We start from the raw sequence: 18,310 nt of genomic DNA, 5'->3' as shown, positions 1-18,310 counted from the left end.
TTACTCTAACAGTGCGTTTACTATCATAGCGTGAATCAAGAAACATGTCAACAAAAACATTTATCTTTTTTTCTAAGTAAACGTAACTCATTTTGAGCGCTTATTTATCATACAATCTAATCTAACTAAAGTCAAACATTTTAAACAAAAAACTCTTAATGACGGCATTCCTCAAAATTACGTTATAATATCAGTATTATTCAATAAAGAAGGCCGATAACTTTTGCTTAATAGAAAACCAAAATTAATTGGATTTACGCTGGTAACCGTCCTAGCATTGCTAGGCTTAACTGCTTGCCACCAACAATCAATGCCCCGCCAACGAGCGGATCAACGCCTAAAAATTGTCTCAACTCTCAATTTTTATGGAGAAACTGCGCAACAAGTTGGTGGTAAATACGTCAAGGTTGATTCAATCATTAACTCAAACGTCGATCCGCATGATTTTGAACCAAATATCACTGACTCTAAACAAGTTGCTCAAGCTGACTTAGTAATTTCAAATGGTCTGGGCTATGATGATTGGATTAATCAAATCACCAATAGTACCGCGCCACGAGGCCAAACAGAATTACAGCTGGAACAATTACTGCATAAAAAAGATGGTGACAACGAACATCTTTGGTACGATCCACAAACTATGGATATCTTAGCCACTCAACTAGCAAAAACCTATAGCGCAAAGAACCCGCGTCAACGTCGTTATTTTCAAAACAGAGCACGTGCTTATCGAAAAAATTGGGCTCAGGTTACCAATTTGATTAACGAAATCAAACCATTAGCACAACATCAAAAAGTAGCGGTCAGTGAACCAGTTTTTAACTATTCATTAAAAAGAATGGGTTATCAAATCACTGACAATGATTTCGCAAATGCCGTTGATAAGGGAGTTGACCCAGCTCCAAAGGCGATTTCAAACCTACAATCACAAATAAAAAATCATCAAATTGCCTTTTTTGTAAACAACACCCAAACTTCTGATCCAACCGTTGCAAACCTAGTTAAGTTAGCACACCACGAGCAGCTTCCCGTGGTCAATGTTACTGAAACAAAGCCGCAAAATCGAACTTACTTTCAATGGATGCGTCAACAGTACCAAGCAGTCCAAGTGGCACAACGAACCAACAACCACTAGCAACCAAAAAAGCACTTGATAACCAGACTGGTTACCAAGTGCTTTTTATTACTTTGCAGGATTAATGTGCATTTCTTGCAAAACCTCTTGAAAAACAGCTTGTTGTCCTCTTTCTTCTACCTGTTGTTTGAACTCAGCTGCATATCGTTTACTCAACTGTTCTTTTTGTGCAGCAGTCAACTTAGGTTGCTTCGTCGTGGCTGCTTGTAATTTACTTTGCACATAAGCCGCCCCCTGTTGTTGCATAGCTGCCTGTGCTTGCGGATTATTCTTTTGCTTAGCCTGCATCTGCATTCCACGTTGCTTAGCTAACTCACCAAAACGTTTGGCCTGTTGTGGCGTCAACACTAAATAATCGTTTTTAACATAAAAAGTATTCTTGCGACTAATGAAGGTTTCCTTTTGCGCTAATCCAAACATTAACCGATAAAAATTATTTTTATAAACCCATTGATGCTTTTCAACGATTAATTTATTTTCTTTGGCGTTAGTTTTAATAACGTTAGTCGTTTTAACGGCTGGTGTGACCGTTGGCTTTTTCTGATTAACTCTTTTTTTATAAATAACTACCTGGCGACCAGATTTTTTCCCAACCTGTTGTACTAACAACATCTTCGCCTTGGGATTAACCGAAGCGAACGCATGCTCAGTTGTAACTGTCTGGCGCTCCATCCCGTAATGATACTTAAAATTTCCAACAATCATCAAAATCGTGGCAACTAGCCCAAGGGCTAAGGCAAAACTAATGCCGTTTGAAACCATTCGATTAGGAATTAGGTTCCAACAAAGAAAGAGAGCAAAAGCCGCCCCAATTAAAATTACAAAAATCATTCTTCATCTTCCCCCTTTACCGTAACTTTTTGGCGATCGCTCTTCAAGAAAAACACTAAGACAAAGGCTGCTAATGAGATTACAAAGGATACTGCAAACGCAGCCGTGTAACCCTTCAAAGTAGCTGCAATCGCAAGATCGCGAAACCGAAGTGGATCATTGATCCGTAGCAGGTGTGACGGCAAATTATTCGAGGTTACGTTTGATAAAATCGAAACCATGATCGCTGTCGCAACGGAACCACAAATTTGTCGTAGCGTATTATTGACAGCGGTCCCGTGTGCCATCATATCGACGTGTAACGAATTCATCGCCGCCGTAGTTACTGGCATCATCACCATCGCAATTCCAAACATTCGCATGGCATACAAGACAACAATGTACGCAATTGCGGTATCTTCAGTTAAAAACATAAATGGAAAAGTTCCGAGTGACAGTAAAAACAATCCGCAAATGGCCAAACGCTTGGCTCCATAGCGATCAAACAATTTTCCAGTTACCGGGCTCATCAATCCCATCATCAAAGCTCCGCCTAACAACGTTAAACCTGAATGGAAAGCACTCATTCCTCGTACAATTTGAAGATACAGGGGAAGCACCATTTCAAATCCGATCATTGCCATGAAAGAAACCGAGCCAATAATGGAAGCAATACTAAATTCAAATGATTTAAAGACCCGAAAATCAAGAAATGGTGTTGTGAGATGTAATTGTCGCCAGATAAAGATGGCAACAAAAATAAAGCCAATCAACAATGATAAAATTACCGTTCGACTACCCCAGCCATCATTTCCAACTGACGAAAAGCCATATAGTACTAGACCAAATCCAATTGTCGATAGTACTAAAGAAAGATAATCCAATTTGGATTCATGGGTTTTTAAAACCGGTTTAATAAAAAAGAATCCCAAGATAATCACAGCAGCAGCCACTGGAATCAGCATTCCAAAAAGAATTCGCCAGCTATAATTATCAATAATCCAACCAGAAAGCGTTGGTCCAATCGCCGGCGCCAATCCGATTACAATTCCACCCATACCCAGAGCAGCTCCTCGCCGTTCTGGAGGAAAAATTGATAGCAAGACGGTTTGCATCAGTGGCATTAGAATTCCAACCCCAACTCCCTGGATTAACCGTCCGACAAAGAGTGCCCCAAAAACTGGAGCTAGGTAAGCCGTAATCGTTCCTGCTTCAAAAATAAGCATGGCACCCAAAAACAACCATTTAGTGTTAATTCGAGTCGTCAGCCAGGCGCTAACAGGAATCAAAATTCCATTAACCATCATAAACCCAGTTGTCAGCCACTGAACCGTTGATGTACTAACATTAAATGCCTTCATCAAAGTGGGAAAGGCCGTCCCCAGTATGGTTTGATTTAAGACAGCAACGAAAGCTCCGAGCAACAACAGCAGCACAAACATAAACCGATTGTAAGGCTTGCCATGCGCATCAAGTGCTTGTTCTTTACTCATTCAAAATACCTCCTCGAGTGTTATTTGCAATGCTATTTACGATACAAGCTCAGTTAATTCTTGTCAAGTTTTTTGACAAGAATTTTAGAGCAGTTAAAAGGGCTCACATCTAAACCTCCCGATGTGAACCCTAATTAAAATACGGACTAACTACTGCTCATCCAGTTTTACTTTATTAATTACGTTTAAATCTTTATCAATATCGTAAACAATTGGATCACCGGTTGCAATCTCAACGTCCATGATGTCTGCATCAGAAATGTTTTCAAGATACTTGGTAAGTGCGCGCAGAGAGTTTCCATGAGCAGCAATAATAACATTCTTACCATCTAACAGCTTTGGTGCAATCTGATCCTGCCAAAATGGGATTACCCGTTCCAACGTGGTTTTTAAGTTTTCCCCCGCTGGGATTGCTCGTGGATCAAGATCAGCATAGCGCCGATCTTTGGTAGCCGAGCCCTCATCATCTGCTGCTAGGAGTGGAGGTAAAACATCGTAAGAACGCCGCCAAATGTGAACTTGATCCGCACCAAATTTTTCTGCGGCCTTCTCTTTGTTTTTACCCTGCAAATCTCCATAATGACGCTCGTTAAGCCGCCAGCTCTTCATTTCTGGAATCCACAACTGGTCACTTGCCTCCAAAGCATAGTGGAGCGTTTTAATCGCCCGTTTTAAAACGGAAGTGTAGGCTTGGTCGAACTGAATGCCACTCTGTGCAATCAATTCACCCGCATGTTGTGCCTGCTGGACGCCTGTTTCACTCAGGTCAACATCAACCCAACCAGTAAATTTGTTTGCTAAGTTCCATTCGCTTTGACCGTGTCTAATTAAACATAATTTAGCCATCGTGTTAATCCCTCTTTCATTTCATCATTTTCTCAAACAATCACATCATACATCATTTACCATGTCGATTTAAAGTGCTTTTCAACTTCTGAACTCGCTTTTTATGGCGTCTTTCGCGCGGATGAACTTTTTGAACTCCCAAAATATCAAGGAAGAATGTGAAAATTGGAACGGCCACAATCAACCCCCACACACCCAAAAAATGTTCTCCGATCAATAGCACAACAAAGGTATAAAAAATGGGCAGCTCAGTTTTCGCTGACATAAATTGAGGATTCAGGATATAAGTTTCTAACAAGTGAACTATCGCAATAATAATTACGATGTAAATCACGTACTGAATTCCACCAACTGCATAGCCCGTAATTGTCAGTGGAATCAGTGAGATGATCACTCCAGCAACTGGAATCAAACTTAGCAAAAAAATCATTAGCGCTAAAATCGGCAGTTCGGGCATCTGTAAAATCGCTAGGCAAATAGTAGTAATCACCGTATTACATACTGCAATAAAAAGTTGTGCTTCCAACACCACGCCAAAAGTTTGAACAAAAATCTTGCCAAAATAATATACATCTTGGAAAAACCAACCAAAGGTGCTTGACAAAAACTTTTCGCTAAACTCGCGCAGTTGACGTAGTTCAATAGTGAAAAAGAAACTCAATAAGAGTGACATCAAGAGTGATAACCCAATGGTTCCTACACTAGTGACATACTGAAAAATCAACCCCATGCTGTCCTTGATCTGCTTTGTGATGTTTACCGATTGCAAAAAGTTAATTACTACGGAGCGAACCTGCGGATTGTGAATCATCCGCGGGCGCTGATAAACCCGAAACAATAGTTTCGTGTACGCAATTCCCTGATCCGTCAGGGTCGGTAAATACGTCACCACTAACATGACTACTGCTAGGATAATCAGCGAGAAAACAGCCGTTACCGTAATCACCGGTCGTAGACCAGTTCGTTTTTCAATCCAGAGCACGGTTCTAGTGATAACCAAGGTAAATATGAAGGTTAGCAACACCATGGTCATCAAATCACGACAAAAATAAATCATCATCATTAAGAAAAGCAAAACGACGAACCGCCGCAACCTGACATTTTTTAAAAAAGCGTGCCAATATTCCATTAAAAAATCTCCGTCTGCTTCATCAAACTATCCTAGAATCGGTTTGAATACTCATCTGGATTTTTATATACATTGTATTCATCACTGCCATCAGTGTTATTTCCGTTATTACTAGTATTGTTATTCGTGTTACTTGAATTGCTAAAGCGGTTTTGGTACTGACCGGGATTTTGATAAACATTCAGATTATCTGATTGATGGGAAGCACCAGAGTTAGTATTACCATTGTTGTTACTACTATTATTCCCAACGGCTGTATTTTGTGCTACTCCAGTTGCGGGCTGATTAGTGGTTGATGGTGCCGATGGCGTATTGTTTGGAACCCCATTGTACTTGCTTTGTGGATCGTTAGCCGACGCCGTTTTTTCAGGGTTAGACATTGACTTCAGAGCACGATCATTCGCCTTTTTCAAAGTTTTGACGTCCTTGCGAATATCAGAATAGTAGGACTGTCCAATCACATTAACATTCATAATTTGTGCCAAGGTTTCGTTAGAAGCCTCATATTTTTTATCGTTGTGTTGGCGAACCGCATCCTTATACATCGATCGCAAAGTTTTCTGATTCTTAATCACGGCATCCATCGTCTTAATCTGATCTTTAGATCGTGTAACTAGCACTTCAGAACCACCAGTTTGGTCGCGAACATTGCGATAGGCCTCGCGGGCTCCAGTAAAGTTTTTTTCGTTTACGTCATTATTACCCTCGATAAATCGCTTTGTTTGATTTAACAAGGTATTGGCTTCTTTAGCTCCTGGTTTTTTATCAACTGCTGCCTGAAACTTATCTTTAGCAGCTGTATACTTTTTCTCTTGTAGCTCCGTTTTACCTGCTGACAAGTCTGATTTGTAAGCATTAGCGCCCATGGTATGGTCAAAATAAAACCAACCTCCAACAAATAAAACAAAGATTGCAACAACCGTTGCCCAAATCCATTTCTTCATCCAAATTACCTCCATAAAGTTCTCGGCATTGTCATGAGTATAGCATACAAGAACCTGCCCTACATAGCTAATAGTTACGTGAAAATAGGAAAAGGACTATAATAAAAATGAAAATTTCAATTAGAAAGAGGTTATTTTATGCTGGAGAAAACGTTTTATAACGAATTTTTGAAACGCAGTTTCACCATCCCCATGAAAGTCACTTTTTGGGACGGTAAAACTAAACAGTACGGAAGCGGGACGCCCCAAGCTCATATCACCATTCACAAGGCTATCCCCATTAAAGAACTCCGGCGGAATGCTTCCATTGCTCTAGGGGAAGCCTATATGGACGGAACTATTGATGTCGATGGTAACTTGGAAGATTTGATTACTTCAGCATATGAGGCTGCCGACAGTTTTTTCCGCAACAAAAAGTTCATCCATTTTCTACCAAAAACTTCTCATTCAGAAAAAGCTAGCAAAGCCGATGTCCAGAATCACTATGACATTGGTAACGATTTCTACCGGCTATGGCTCGACAAAACCATGACCTATTCTTGTGCTTACTTTGAAAAACCAACCGATTCACTTTACCAGGCGCAGGAAAATAAAATTCATCACATTTTGAAAAAGTTAAATCCCCAGTCAGACAAACGACTTCTAGACATCGGTTGCGGTTGGGGCACTTTGATGCTTACGGCTGCTGCTGAATACAACATCAAAGTCGTCGGCGTCACTTTAAGTCAAGAACAATACGAGTACGTCCAAAATCAAATTACCAAGTACGGCTTAGAAAATCTTGCTGAAGTTCGGCTACAGGATTATCGTGAATTACCTGCTGATGAAAAGTTTGATTACATCACCTCTGTTGGCATGTTTGAACACGTTGGTAAAGAAAATCTTGCTGAGTATTTTGCCACCATTTCCAAACACTTAGCCGATGACGGAACTGCGCTCATTCACGGGATCACCCGTCAACAAGGGGGAGCAACCAACGGCTGGATTAACAAATGGATCTTCCCCGGGGGTTACATCCCTGGCTTAACGGAGAATATCCAGCACATTCTCGATCAAAACATGCAAATTTATGACGTTGAAGCATTGCGTCGTCATTATCAACGCACTTTGGAGGAATGGGATAAGAATTTCCGCAAAGTTATCCCCGAAGTTCGCGAGCTATTTGATGAAAATTTCGTTCGCATGTGGGATCTCTATCTGCAAGCTTGTGCGGCCTCATTTAAAGCTGGTAATATCGACGTAGTTCAATACCTAATCTCTAAAGGACCGTCTGGCAAGAATCTGCCAATGACTCGTGATTATATGTATCATAATTAAAACAACGAACGAAGCGAGGCAGCAAGTTTAACTACCAACTGCACCGTAAGCATTCATACTAAAAAGCGACTGAACTCATCACGAATTCAGTCGCTTTTTAGTAAGCTTCGCTATTATATTAGAAAGGTTAATGCGAACACTAACCCTAACCCGATGATGACCGAAAGTGCCATCGAACGCGTCCAAAATGCAATTAAGATTACAACCACACTTGCAATTAATTCGGGTAACATCCCTGTCACTGAAAACGAATATGTCTTAGTGATAAACAGATCCTTGACCACTAGTGATGTAAACAAACAAATTGGTACAAATTCCATCCACTCATTAAACCAGCCAGGAATTTTACGCTTTCGAAAAAAAGACAGCGGAATAAAGCGTGGTAGCAACGCTACGAAAAAACACAGTATAACTAAGAAAAAATGTTGTAACCCATTCCATTCCATGATTTATCCCCAACTATTCTCGTGGCGTTCCCGCTGGATTTTTAAACATGCGCAACAACGGGCTTTTTCGCTGTGTTTTCTTCCGTTGTTTGGTTAAGTAATTATCAATCACAAAACCAATAAATGAGGCAATCAGCGTAGCAAATACCAAGCCAAGCGTTGATTTGGTCACCACTAGGAAAAAGATCGCCAAGCCAGCGGCTAGCCCTGCTACCAAAACTTTTAAAAGACTTTTAACCTGCATCACAATCATGAACAAAAATAATGCTGTTAATGCAAAATGAACCACTGTCAGATCAATCGTAATGGCACTCCCTAAGACGCCACCAACAAAATTACTAAGCGTCCAAAACAGTAAGGACCAGTGCTCAATTTGAAGTGCGTCGCTCGGGGTAAACTGCTTGTCAGTCGAAAATTTTAAATAGTTAACGGCGTAGTTTTCATCATTCATCGAACAAGCAAACAAGAAAGTAAACCACGTACTCTGTCCGTGTAGGTATTTAGACAAACTTGAGCCTAATAGGGCATATCTCAATTCCAAGAAAAATAACATCAAAACTACTGTTACTAAGGGAGAATTGATCGTCAACATCGAAGCAATTAAAAATTGAGCCCCACCTGAAAAAACCAGGAGCGACACTAGGACAATATTAAATAAATTAAAACCCGCTGCATGCAGTAAAATACCGCAAGCCACCCCAATCGGAATATAACTAATGTCTAAAGGAAATGAGGTTTTAAAGTTTTGCTGCCGGACAGCAGTTTCAGAATGGGCTGCTTTGTTAATCAACGAAAATCCTCCACCAGTCGGATTGTTTTAAATTTACTTCAATCCACAATAATACATTATAGAGTACTGGCTGAAAATAAAAAACCGTTTCCCTATTTTTTTTTGCCCGCTTTTGCTACGGTAGTTTGTTGAATTGGTAATGTGAACGTAAAAGTTGTCATCCGATTTGTGGAATCAACGTGAATGGTTCCCCCCTGATGCCCCACCATTTCTCGTACAATGGCAAGCCCCAGACCGCTCCCACCAGTGGCAGCGTTTCTAGAACTTTCTTCGCGATAAAAACGATCAAAAATCTTGCTGATAATTTTTGGTGGAATCCGTTTGCCATCATTTGCAACTTGAAATTGAATCATTTGCTGGTCAAGGAGCTTGGCGCTAAGAAATATATTCTTCCCATCTTTTCCATAATTAAGTGCATTCGTAATTAAATTATTAAAAATCCGCCCCAATAGTTCGGCATTGGTGGCCATGGTAATGTCCTTTGAAAGGGGAGTTAACACAATTCGCATCCCCTTTTTCTTTGCTTCCAAATAAAATGAGGTTTCCAATTGATCTAACAGTTGGTTAACATCAACCTGATTAATTTCTAATTGTTGGTGTTCAATGTTATTAGCCTTGGTATACTCAAATAACCGATCAACCAATTTTTTCATTTGCTGAGCCTTTTCATAGGCAATTCGACAATACTCTAGCAACGCCGTTTCCGATTTGTATTGCTTGGCATCGATCAAACCCAAATAACCAATAATCGAAGTTAACGGGGTTCTCAAATCATGACTAACACTCGTGACCAATTCGTCCTTGGACTTTTCAATCCGACGTTCTTCGTTCAGAGATTTGATCACGTTATCCACTAAGGCATTGACGCTTTGCACCACGCGTTCGTTATCACCTGATAGATGAAAAGGAATGCGATGATCAAAATGACCGGCAGAAATGTAGTGCAATTCATCGATAATCCGGCTAATTTGAATCCGATGATAAACCCGAATCAACCGCCACCAAATGACAACCACATCAAAAATACCCATCAGGACCCAGAAAATATTTTCCCAACTAAGCAGTTGTTGCTCAAATGGTCCAAAGGTAACCGATTGTTTAATGATAAAGATACCGTCATTAACCCCTTGATTGTTTCTAATAAAAGTAATGATGATGTTGCCAACTGCCAAATCAACCAGCAGTAAAAAAATCAGGGTTACAATCCCTTCAAACCATAGTTCGTTTTTTTCTTTAGATGTCAGTTTAAAATTTGTTGTTGCCACAGGCTAACCTTCCACTTTGTACCCAACACCCCAGACGGTCTTGATAATATCTTTTCCGTCAGTAGCGTTCTCAATTTTATCCCGCAAATGACTCATGTGTACCATCACCGTTTTAGCTGAAATGACGCTTTCTTGCTTCCAAACACGTTCAAAAATCTCATCTGCAGAAAAAACTCGGTTCGGATGACTAGCCAACAGGTATAGAATCCCAAATTCAATCGCAGTTAACTGAATTTGCTTGTGATCCTCGGTCGTCACCTCGTGAGAATCTCGATTAATTGTTAGCGAATCGGCGGTAATGATTTCTGGTTGATCGTTAGTTACTTCATTCTTACTGCGCCGTAATAGCGAATGCACCCGCGCCATTACTTCCAACGGGTTGAATGGTTTAGCAACGTAGTCATCCGCCCCCGCACTCAGACCGCGGATTTTATCAATATCTTCGGTCTTTGCAGACAGTACAATAATGGGAATTTGAGAATCCTTGCGAATCGCATTAATCACATCAATGCCGTTCATGACCGGCATCATAATATCCAAAATCACTAGTCCAATATCATTTTCGGTGTTTAATTTAGATAGTGCTTCTTCACCATTGTAGGCTGCTACTGGTTCATAGCCTTCATTCTTAATGTAGATCTCTAGTAATTGAGCAATCTCCTGGTCATCATCGACTACTAATATTTTCATGTAAAAGACTCCTCTCGTATAATTACTTTTCTCAATTTTAACAAATCCGCGCTCCAACGACAGGAATTCGTCTAATTATAAGAAAAACTTACATAGATAAAAAGCCGCTCACAGCGGCTAATCTAGTTAATTTTATTACTTGCGTCCTGCAAACAAGCCACTGGTAATCGTGTAACGAGCCCGCATAAACAACATTAAACCCGTACCGACCAGCCCAATAATCAGATTAATAATTGGTGGAACCACTGGATTAACCACCCGTGGTAATAGGTTCGAGCCATAAAATACAACCATCCAGACCGCAAACATCGCTACCATCAATAATGATCGCAACAAAGCATTCTGGCGATGCTTGACGCCTGGCGCAAACAACTGCGTTACGATGGGCATCCCAGCTCCGGCAACGACGGAAGATAAAATAATACAGGTGATCCCGGCTGCTCCATCTTGTTTGGCAGCTGCTGGAGTTAAGTAGTACATCGCTGCATATAAGAAGTTAAATAAAATCAAAAACCATAAGCCATTGTAAATCGCATCAATTAGATAGTTCTTGCGGGTCAGTGGCCCCTGTGGCTGCTGGGGAGGATGAACCGTATTTTCAACTTTGTTAGCAACTGAGCCGTACAACCCCTTAGCAGTCTGACCAGTTTTTTGTGCCGTCTTAATTTCTGCTAGTGTTTGTTGAATCGTATCATCTTGCTTTGCAGTTGGTAGTTTAGTTCGGGCAAGTTCCTCTTTCAGCTTAACCATATATTCTAGGTTCCGCTTGGTAAGTCCTTGTTGTTCAAATTCTGAATAAATTAGTTTCCGCACACTTGGACGCTGTTGTTGCACATGCTCATTTCGTTTGCGATTATCTGCTTCGCTCATGATTCCTCCTAGACGTTAAAGCGGAAGTTAACAATGTCACCATCCTGCATGGTGTAGTCTTTGCCTTCAACTCTGAGTTTCCCAGCTTCTTTCACTGCTGCTTCACTTTCATATTGATCTAAATCAGCAAATGACATTACTTCGGCTCGAATGAAGCCCCGCTCAAAATCAGAATGGATGATCCCAGCTGCTTGTGGAGCCTTAGTCCCCCGTAAAAAAGTCCATGCTTTAGTTTCTTTCCCACCAGCGGTAAAGAACGTCTCTAAATTCAGTAGCCGATAGGCAGCTCGAATTAATTTATCCAGACCAGGTTCTTTGACTCCCGCTGCCTGTAAAAATTCCTGTTTGTCAGCCTCATCTAATTCTGCAATTTCTTCTTCACTCTCAGCCGCAATCCCAATTGCTTGTGCCCCATGCTTTTCAGCATAGGTTTGAACAGCTTGAAAATAGTGATCCTGAGTAGGGTCAGCCATCGAATCCTCACTAATGTTTGCAACGTACAATACTGGTTTGGAAGTCAAGAGAAACAAGCCCTTCACCACCTGTTGCTCGTCTGCATCCAAAGTCAGATCACGCACAGCGCCTCCTGCTTCCAAAGCTGGTTTCAATTTCTCCAAAACCGCTAATTCTGCTTTAGCTTCCGCACTTCCTTTAGCAGCTCTAGTAACTTTAGCAAGCCGTTTATCAACGGCATCCAGGTCAGCTAGGCTCAATTCTAAATTAATGGTTTCAATATCTGCAACTGGGTCAACTTGATCAGCGACATGGGTAATATTATCATCATCAAAAGCCCGCACCACATGAACAATCGCGTCGACCTGGCGAATGTTTTCCAGAAATTTATTTCCTAAACCTTCACCTTTACTGGCCCCTTTAACAATTCCTGCGATATCTGTAAATTCAAAGGTAGTTGGTACCACTTTTTTGGCTGGAATTAACGCCTGAATCCGTTCAAGGCGCTGATCGGGAACCTCAACCATCCCAACATTAGGATCAATGGTTGCGAACGGATAGTTAGCCATTTCAGCGCCCGCTTTGGTAATCGCGTTAAACAGAGTTGATTTTCCCACGTTAGGCAATCCTACAATTCCTGCTGTTAATGCCATCTTATTGTCCTCTTTCTTCGTCTTCCGCTGTCCTTGGTAAAATCTTTTTGACCCGTTTTTCGAATTGGTGCCGAGTTAGCATCACGATGTGCCCGCAGCCCTGACATTCAAGTTTAATATCTGCTCCCATCCGAATAATCTGCCACCGATTTATGCCGCAAGGATGAGCCTTCTTCATAACTACTAGATCATTTAGTTGATACATGGAAATCACTCCTAGTCTAGATGAATGTCTAGCAATTCCAAAATTCTCGTCAAATCCTGATTTGATAAGTAATCAATTTCAATTTTACCCCGTCCTGATTTAGGTCGGGTTTCATTAATTGCAACCTTTGTGCCAAATTTATTTTGTAACTGGTCTTCACTCTCACGTAGGTACGGTGACTTAGCCACTTGTCCTCGTTTTTTGTTTTTTGATTGCTTTTTTTGATCTAAATTATTGATCAGTTTTTCTAGCTGGCGAACCGTCAACGTTTGCGTTGCAGCCTGCTGAGCTAAGCGCAATAAATCCGGTTTGTTTTTAACGGCTAGTAGCGTACGTGCCTGTCCCATCGATAGTTGTTTCTTTTGTAACATTTCCTTCACCGGCTGTGGCAAATTTAGCAGTCGCAAGTAGTTGGCAATGTAAGGTCGACTTTTTCCCAATCTTTGAGAAACTTCCACTTGGGTAATGTCCAAATTTGTCATGAGCATGTTGTACGCTTCGGCTTCTTCTAGTGGATTTAAATCCTCGCGCTGCAAGTTTTCCATTACCGCAATTTCCATCATCTGTTCATCAGAAGCTTGCCGTACAATTCCAGGAATGGTCTCTCGACCCGCTAATTTTGAAGCTCGAAAACGTCGCTCACCTGCCAAAATTTGAAAACCGGCCTGGTTTTGATCGGGTTGCCGAACAATAATTGGCTGAAAGACTCCCGAAGTTTTAATTGACTCCGTCAAATCGCTTAAAGCTCGCTGATCAAATTTTTTCCGTGGTTGATATGGATTAGGCGTTAGTTGTGACAACGGCAACTGCCGAACTGCCTCATCATTCAAATTAACATCGTTGTCATCAAACAAGGCATCCAAACCGCGCCCTAATCCCTTACTGTTATTGCTTTTCATTGGCAGCTAACACCTCTTTCGTCAACTCAAGATAGACCTGAGCTCCCTTTGATTTAGCGTCGTAATCAATAATCGGCAAACCATGACTAGGTGCCTCTGATAAGCGCACGTTGCGAGGAATGACTGTTCGATAGACCTTCTCTTTAAAGAATTTACGAACCTCATCATTCACTTGATTCCCTAAATTAGTCCGAGCATCGTACATGGTAAGTAAGACTCCTTCGATGTACAAATCCGGATTAAAGTGTTTTTGTACTAACTGAACTGTATTTAAAAGCTGACTCAAACCTTCCAAAGCATAGTATTCACTTTGAACTGGAATTAAGATTGAATTACTAGCTGTAAAGGCATTAATTGTAATTAATCCTAGTGACGGTGGACAATCAATTAAAATAAAATCATATTGATCAGCAACCACAGCCAGCGCACTCTTCAATCGGGTTTCTCGTGCCATCTGAGGGGTCAGTTCGATTTCTGCTCCGGAAAGTTGAATAGTGGCTGGCACAATGTCTAGTCCTGAATGTGGCGAATGTAGAATCACATTTTTCACGGGCTCTTCATTTACCAAAACATCGTAGACATCTTTTTGAATCGCTGGTTTGCTAATTCCGACACCACTAGTCGCATTTCCCTGCGCATCAGAGTCAACAATCAAAACCCGCTGACCGGCAGTAGCTAAATCAGCTCCCAGATTCACTGCTGTGGTAGTCTTACCCACGCCACCTTTTTGGTTGGCTAGTGCAATCACATGTGCCATTTAATTCCCTCCTCATTAGCTTAGCGCCTGTTTCGCCGGAATGCCAGCTTGTCGTGGATACTTCACCGGTGTTTTTTTTAATTTATCAATCACGATAATATGACGCTGTTCATTAGTTTTTGGTAACGAAAAAGAAAAGTCGTTCGCAACCGCCCCTCCCAATAGTTGAAGCGCCGTGGTGGCATCTGCCAATTCTTGTTGTGCATGTGCGCCCTTTAAGGCAATTAGCTGGCCTGCGGGTTTCACTAACGGCAAACACAGTTCACTCATCACACTCAGACGAGCTAAAGCACGGGCTGTCGCAAAGTCAAATCGTTCTCGTCCAGCCCCCGTCCGTCCACCAAAATCTTCGGCACGCGCATGAACTAACTGCACATCATCAATTCCCAAAATTTCAAGCAGTTGGGCTAAAAAGGTCAACCGCTTTTGTAAGGAATCAACAATCGTCACTTTAAGTTTTGGATTCATAATCTTCATTGGTATCGAAGGGAACCCAGCTCCCGCGCCCACATCAACTAAGGTAGGCTGCCCCGTTCGCAACTTTGAAATGAAAAAAAGTGGCGTTATCGAGTCATAAAAATGCTTTAAATAAACGTCATTTACAGCCGTAATGGTGGTTAAATTAACTTTTTGATTATAGGCAACCAAGAGTTGAAAATAATCGGCAAACTGCTGAGCTTGTTGGTCTGAAAGGTTAACCTGCTGGTCAGCCAGGGCCTGTTTAAATTGTTCCGGCGTCATGTGACAAACTCCTATCAGTGTATTATATGGCTAACTTACAGCAAAACTAGGTAATTTCTCTATTACCCATTATAACTAAATTTTAAACTTTTAGTTAGAGCCAACCAAAAAAAGCGCATTTAATTAAATCAGAAAATCGTCTTTCACGAAACAAAAAACGGCGACCTCTGCAGGCCTACCGTTTTTACCGCCTAGTGATGCATGTGACGAACTTCTGCTAGGAACCAACGATTGAAAGCAGCAGCATCAATGTCAACAGCAACCTCCGCATTAACTTTCCCATCATGATAAGCACCCCGCACGTCAGCAACGGTTGCGCCATTAGCTGGTCCATCAGTGACAATATCAATCCAGTAGGATTTCATCGTCAGCAATTCTGGATGGAGTAAATAAAAAATAGTATTGACATCATGCATCGCCACCCCTGTGGCTCCCTGATCGCCATCACTAATAATGATATCGTGTAACATCTTACCAGCTGGATTTGCTGTTTCAATGGCCTGCAATGTGTCATAAGTCAGCAACGCTTTATGGGTTACATCTAATCCAATCATAACAATTGGAACCCCTGCTTGATACATAATTTTGGCTGCATGCGGATCAGTAAAGACGTTAAATTCAGCAGCACTAGTCATATTACCCTGACCCAGGGTTCCACCCATGGCAACAATCCGAGCGATTTTGGGTTTAATCTCTGGATACTCAGACAGAAGTAATGCCACGTTAGTATAAGATCCAGTTGCCACCAACGTTACTGGTTCAGAACTAGCCAGCAAGCGTTCCTTCAACGCTACAACAGCCGTTTGGTTCAATGGAGCCGTCGTCGGAGCTGGAAAATCATACCCACGCATTCCGGATTCGCCATGAATTCGTGCAGCATCCTCAAATGGTTTAATCAGTGGTTGCTCCGCTCCTGCTGCCACTGGAATCTGAGCTGCTTTACCAAAAAAACTAATGATTTTCAGTGCATTAATAGTGGTCTTATCAACCGTCACGTTTCCAGCCACCGTGGTTACCAAGCGAACGTCCAGTTCCGGATTGTTAATGGCGACCGATAAAGCCGCTGCATCATCAATTCCTGGATCTGTATCTAAAATAATTGGTTGCATTATAGTTCTCCATCTAAAAATTGTTGCTTGCCCAATCCAAAACTCCAGTCTTCTGCATGATTAGTTGCCATGGTTACAATGACATCTTCTGGACGGATTTGCATTTCTTGCTGCAACTTAGTTACTAAATCACGGCAAAAAGTCCGTTTTTGCCCCATATTCCGAGGCGTAGAAAGAATTTGAAAGAAAAGCACATCTGCACTACGCTCGATTCCAAGTCCAGCATCTAATAATTCCATTTCCTCCGGCTCATGCTGAGTAACAATTTGATAACGATCGTCCTTTGGTACCCCAAAATCTTGTCGCGTTAAATCATAGGCAATTTGCATAATTTTTTTAATCTCAGCAGTGCTTCGGCGTCCCTTAATCATATCAATTCTCATTAATGGCATTTTATCCCCATCCGTTTCTATTAAATAGCTTTATTTTAGCATTAATTTAGCATAAAAAAAGAGCAATGCAAGCATTGCCCTTTTTTACTACCAGATAAAGAGACCAACAATTCCAGCAGACATCAGTGAAACTAGGATTCCTGATAAAAAGAGGTATCCAACATTTTTAGAAATCAAATCATTCTTATCTCTGCTAACAATTCCTTTCAAACAACCAATAATCATTCCCACCGTACTGACATTGGCAAATGACGTTAGAAAGACCGTTAGTTGTGCCTGATAGTGCGGACTAAACAGTTTTGGATTGCTAATCTTAGGAGCAATCTCACTCATTACCACAAATTCATTGGTTACTAATTTAGTTCCCATGAACTGGGCAAATTGAAAGGCGTGGTTTACATCCAAGCCCATTAACCAGGCAAATGGGAACATGATTACTCCCATAATGTGTTCAAGCGATAGCCATGGATTAATTAGTCCCAGTAATTTACTAATCAAAGTAGCTAATGCCACAAAGGCAATAACGTTCGCCACAATGATTAAAATTAAGCGACCAGCTCCTAAAATTGAATCTCCCAAGAAAGAGAAGAATGGTTCTCGTTCCGGTTTTTCAGGTCGATCAGAAACCACTTCAGCGGCTTCTTGTTGACTAGAAACATCCCCAATTTCATAAACCTTGTCTTCTTCAGCACTAATTTGCACTGGATTCAAAATGTTCGTAACGATAATCGCGTTTAAAATATTTAGCGGAATCGCCGTCAATACATATTGACCGGGAACCATTTGGGCATAGGCTCCAACCATAGCTGCCGTGATACAAGACATTGACATCATCGCAATCGTCAACACCCGCTGGGCGGAAATGTTTTTTAATTGGACACTAGAAACTGCCATTGCTTCGGTATTTCCCAAAAACATCATCTCGATGGCATAAAATGATTCAAATTTTGGCTGTCCGGTAACAAACGCCATTCCGCGTCCAATCCACTTAATAATAAACGGAAGAATCCCAAAATAAGTTAGGATATCAAACAGTGGAACAATCATCAAAATGGGCATCAAGGCCGCCGTGAAAAAATTCATCTGTTTAACATTAACCCAGTCTGGAAAAGCAACCGCAATCCCTTTATAGGAAATATTAACCAGCCATTGAAAGCCTTCAGCGGTTGCTTTGACGATGTCTCGACCAACGCTAAAGTTAGTCAGCAGATACGCAATTACAAGGTTTAACACTAAAACGATAATTACCGATCGCCAATTAATGTGTTTATGGTCTTTTGAAAACAAAAAGGCAATTGCCAAAAAGACCAGTACCCCAATAATATTTACCAGCAAGTACGTATTCATTACGCGAATTCCTTTCGTG

General features: G+C 41.2%; 20 protein-coding genes. 2 read left to right on the top strand and 18 right to left on the bottom strand.

What is annotated here, in order from left to right:
• Positions 1-223: 223 nt before the first annotated feature.
• Complete coding sequence (locus tag FC87_RS01870; protein ID WP_051393783.1) at positions 224-1,135, top strand: metal ABC transporter solute-binding protein, Zn/Mn family; 912 nt, start codon at positions 224-226, stop codon at positions 1,133-1,135.
• Positions 1,136-1,183: 48 nt separating this feature from the next.
• On the opposite strand, the gene FC87_RS01865 is transcribed toward FC87_RS01870, so the two are convergent.
• The 5 genes from FC87_RS01865 to FC87_RS01845 form a co-directional block, all read right to left on the bottom strand.
• Positions 1,184-1,966, bottom strand: a complete 783-nt coding sequence (locus FC87_RS01865) for a DUF4811 domain-containing protein (protein WP_009167027.1) — start codon at positions 1,964-1,966, stop codon at positions 1,184-1,186.
• Positions 1,963-3,438 carry an MDR family MFS transporter gene (locus FC87_RS01860; RefSeq protein WP_009167026.1) on the bottom strand — a complete coding sequence of 492 codons (1,476 nt, stop codon included), beginning with the start codon at positions 3,436-3,438 and terminating at the stop codon, positions 1,963-1,965. The genes FC87_RS01865 and FC87_RS01860 overlap by 4 nt, the downstream gene beginning before the upstream one ends.
• Before the next feature lie 150 nt (positions 3,439-3,588).
• Entirely contained in the window at positions 3,589-4,284 is a 696-nt protein-coding gene (locus FC87_RS01855) for a 2,3-diphosphoglycerate-dependent phosphoglycerate mutase (protein ID WP_009167025.1), read from the bottom strand.
• A 52-nt stretch (positions 4,285-4,336) separates the two neighbouring features.
• Positions 4,337-5,413 (bottom strand): AI-2E family transporter, encoded by a 1,077-nt coding sequence (locus FC87_RS01850; RefSeq protein WP_056961419.1) that lies wholly within the window; start codon positions 5,411-5,413, stop codon positions 4,337-4,339.
• A gap of 32 nt (positions 5,414-5,445) precedes the next feature.
• Positions 5,446-6,357: a hypothetical protein gene (locus FC87_RS01845; RefSeq protein ID WP_009167023.1), complete on the bottom strand. Its 912-nt coding sequence runs from the start codon at positions 6,355-6,357 to the stop codon at positions 5,446-5,448.
• Positions 6,358-6,495: 138 nt separating this feature from the next.
• Between FC87_RS01845 and FC87_RS01840 the strand changes: the two genes are divergently transcribed.
• Positions 6,496-7,674 carry an SAM-dependent methyltransferase gene (locus FC87_RS01840; RefSeq protein ID WP_009167022.1) on the top strand — a complete coding sequence of 393 codons (1,179 nt, stop codon included), beginning with the start codon at positions 6,496-6,498 and terminating at the stop codon, positions 7,672-7,674.
• Positions 7,675-7,787: 113 nt separating this feature from the next.
• Here FC87_RS01840 and FC87_RS01835 read toward each other — a convergent pair whose 3' ends face one another.
• From FC87_RS01835 to FC87_RS01775, 13 genes are all read right to left on the bottom strand, one after another.
• A complete protein-coding gene (locus FC87_RS01835; RefSeq protein WP_035421529.1) occupies positions 7,788-8,120 on the bottom strand; it encodes an AzlD domain-containing protein in 333 nt (110 codons plus the stop codon).
• A gap of 13 nt (positions 8,121-8,133) precedes the next feature.
• The gene (locus FC87_RS01830) at positions 8,134-8,910 is read right to left on the bottom strand and encodes an AzlC family ABC transporter permease (protein ID WP_009167020.1); all 777 of its coding nucleotides are present in this window, start codon (positions 8,908-8,910) and stop codon (positions 8,134-8,136) included.
• A 92-nt stretch (positions 8,911-9,002) separates the two neighbouring features.
• Positions 9,003-10,175 (bottom strand): sensor histidine kinase, encoded by a 1,173-nt coding sequence (locus FC87_RS01825; RefSeq protein ID WP_056961417.1) that lies wholly within the window; start codon positions 10,173-10,175, stop codon positions 9,003-9,005.
• Positions 10,176-10,178: 3 nt separating this feature from the next.
• Positions 10,179-10,865 (bottom strand): response regulator transcription factor, encoded by a 687-nt coding sequence (locus tag FC87_RS01820; RefSeq protein ID WP_009167018.1) that lies wholly within the window; start codon positions 10,863-10,865, stop codon positions 10,179-10,181.
• A 135-nt stretch (positions 10,866-11,000) separates the two neighbouring features.
• Positions 11,001-11,735 (bottom strand): DUF1129 family protein, encoded by a 735-nt coding sequence (locus tag FC87_RS01815; protein WP_009167017.1) that lies wholly within the window; start codon positions 11,733-11,735, stop codon positions 11,001-11,003.
• 8 nt (positions 11,736-11,743) lie between these two features.
• Positions 11,744-12,841, bottom strand: a complete 1,098-nt coding sequence (ychF, locus tag FC87_RS01810; protein WP_009167016.1) for a redox-regulated ATPase YchF — start codon at positions 12,839-12,841, stop codon at positions 11,744-11,746.
• Position 12,842: 1 nt separating this feature from the next.
• A complete protein-coding gene (locus FC87_RS01805) occupies positions 12,843-13,046 on the bottom strand; it encodes a DUF951 domain-containing protein (protein ID WP_009167015.1) in 204 nt (67 codons plus the stop codon).
• A gap of 11 nt (positions 13,047-13,057) precedes the next feature.
• Positions 13,058-13,945 carry a ParB/RepB/Spo0J family partition protein gene (locus FC87_RS01800; RefSeq protein ID WP_035421526.1) on the bottom strand — a complete coding sequence of 296 codons (888 nt, stop codon included), beginning with the start codon at positions 13,943-13,945 and terminating at the stop codon, positions 13,058-13,060.
• Entirely contained in the window at positions 13,932-14,702 is a 771-nt protein-coding gene (locus tag FC87_RS01795; RefSeq protein ID WP_009167013.1) for a ParA family protein, read from the bottom strand. The genes FC87_RS01800 and FC87_RS01795 overlap by 14 nt, the downstream gene beginning before the upstream one ends.
• Positions 14,703-14,717: 15 nt before the next feature.
• Positions 14,718-15,443, bottom strand: a complete 726-nt coding sequence (gene rsmG / locus FC87_RS01790) for a 16S rRNA (guanine(527)-N(7))-methyltransferase RsmG (protein WP_035421522.1) — start codon at positions 15,441-15,443, stop codon at positions 14,718-14,720.
• Positions 15,444-15,634: 191 nt separating this feature from the next.
• Positions 15,635-16,552: a ribonucleoside hydrolase RihC gene (gene rihC, locus FC87_RS01785; protein WP_035421520.1), complete on the bottom strand. Its 918-nt coding sequence runs from the start codon at positions 16,550-16,552 to the stop codon at positions 15,635-15,637.
• Complete coding sequence (locus tag FC87_RS01780; protein ID WP_035421518.1) at positions 16,552-16,944, bottom strand: tautomerase family protein; 393 nt, start codon at positions 16,942-16,944, stop codon at positions 16,552-16,554. The genes rihC and FC87_RS01780 overlap by 1 nt, the downstream gene beginning before the upstream one ends.
• A gap of 87 nt (positions 16,945-17,031) precedes the next feature.
• Complete coding sequence (locus FC87_RS01775; protein ID WP_009167009.1) at positions 17,032-18,291, bottom strand: NupC/NupG family nucleoside CNT transporter; 1,260 nt, start codon at positions 18,289-18,291, stop codon at positions 17,032-17,034.
• Positions 18,292-18,310 lie beyond the last annotated feature (19 nt).

This window comes from Fructilactobacillus florum DSM 22689 = JCM 16035 (genome assembly GCF_001436645.1).
Classification (GTDB): Bacteria; Bacillota; Bacilli; order Lactobacillales; family Lactobacillaceae; genus Fructilactobacillus; species Fructilactobacillus florum.
This window is presented reverse-complemented; position numbering and strand designations above follow the sequence as displayed.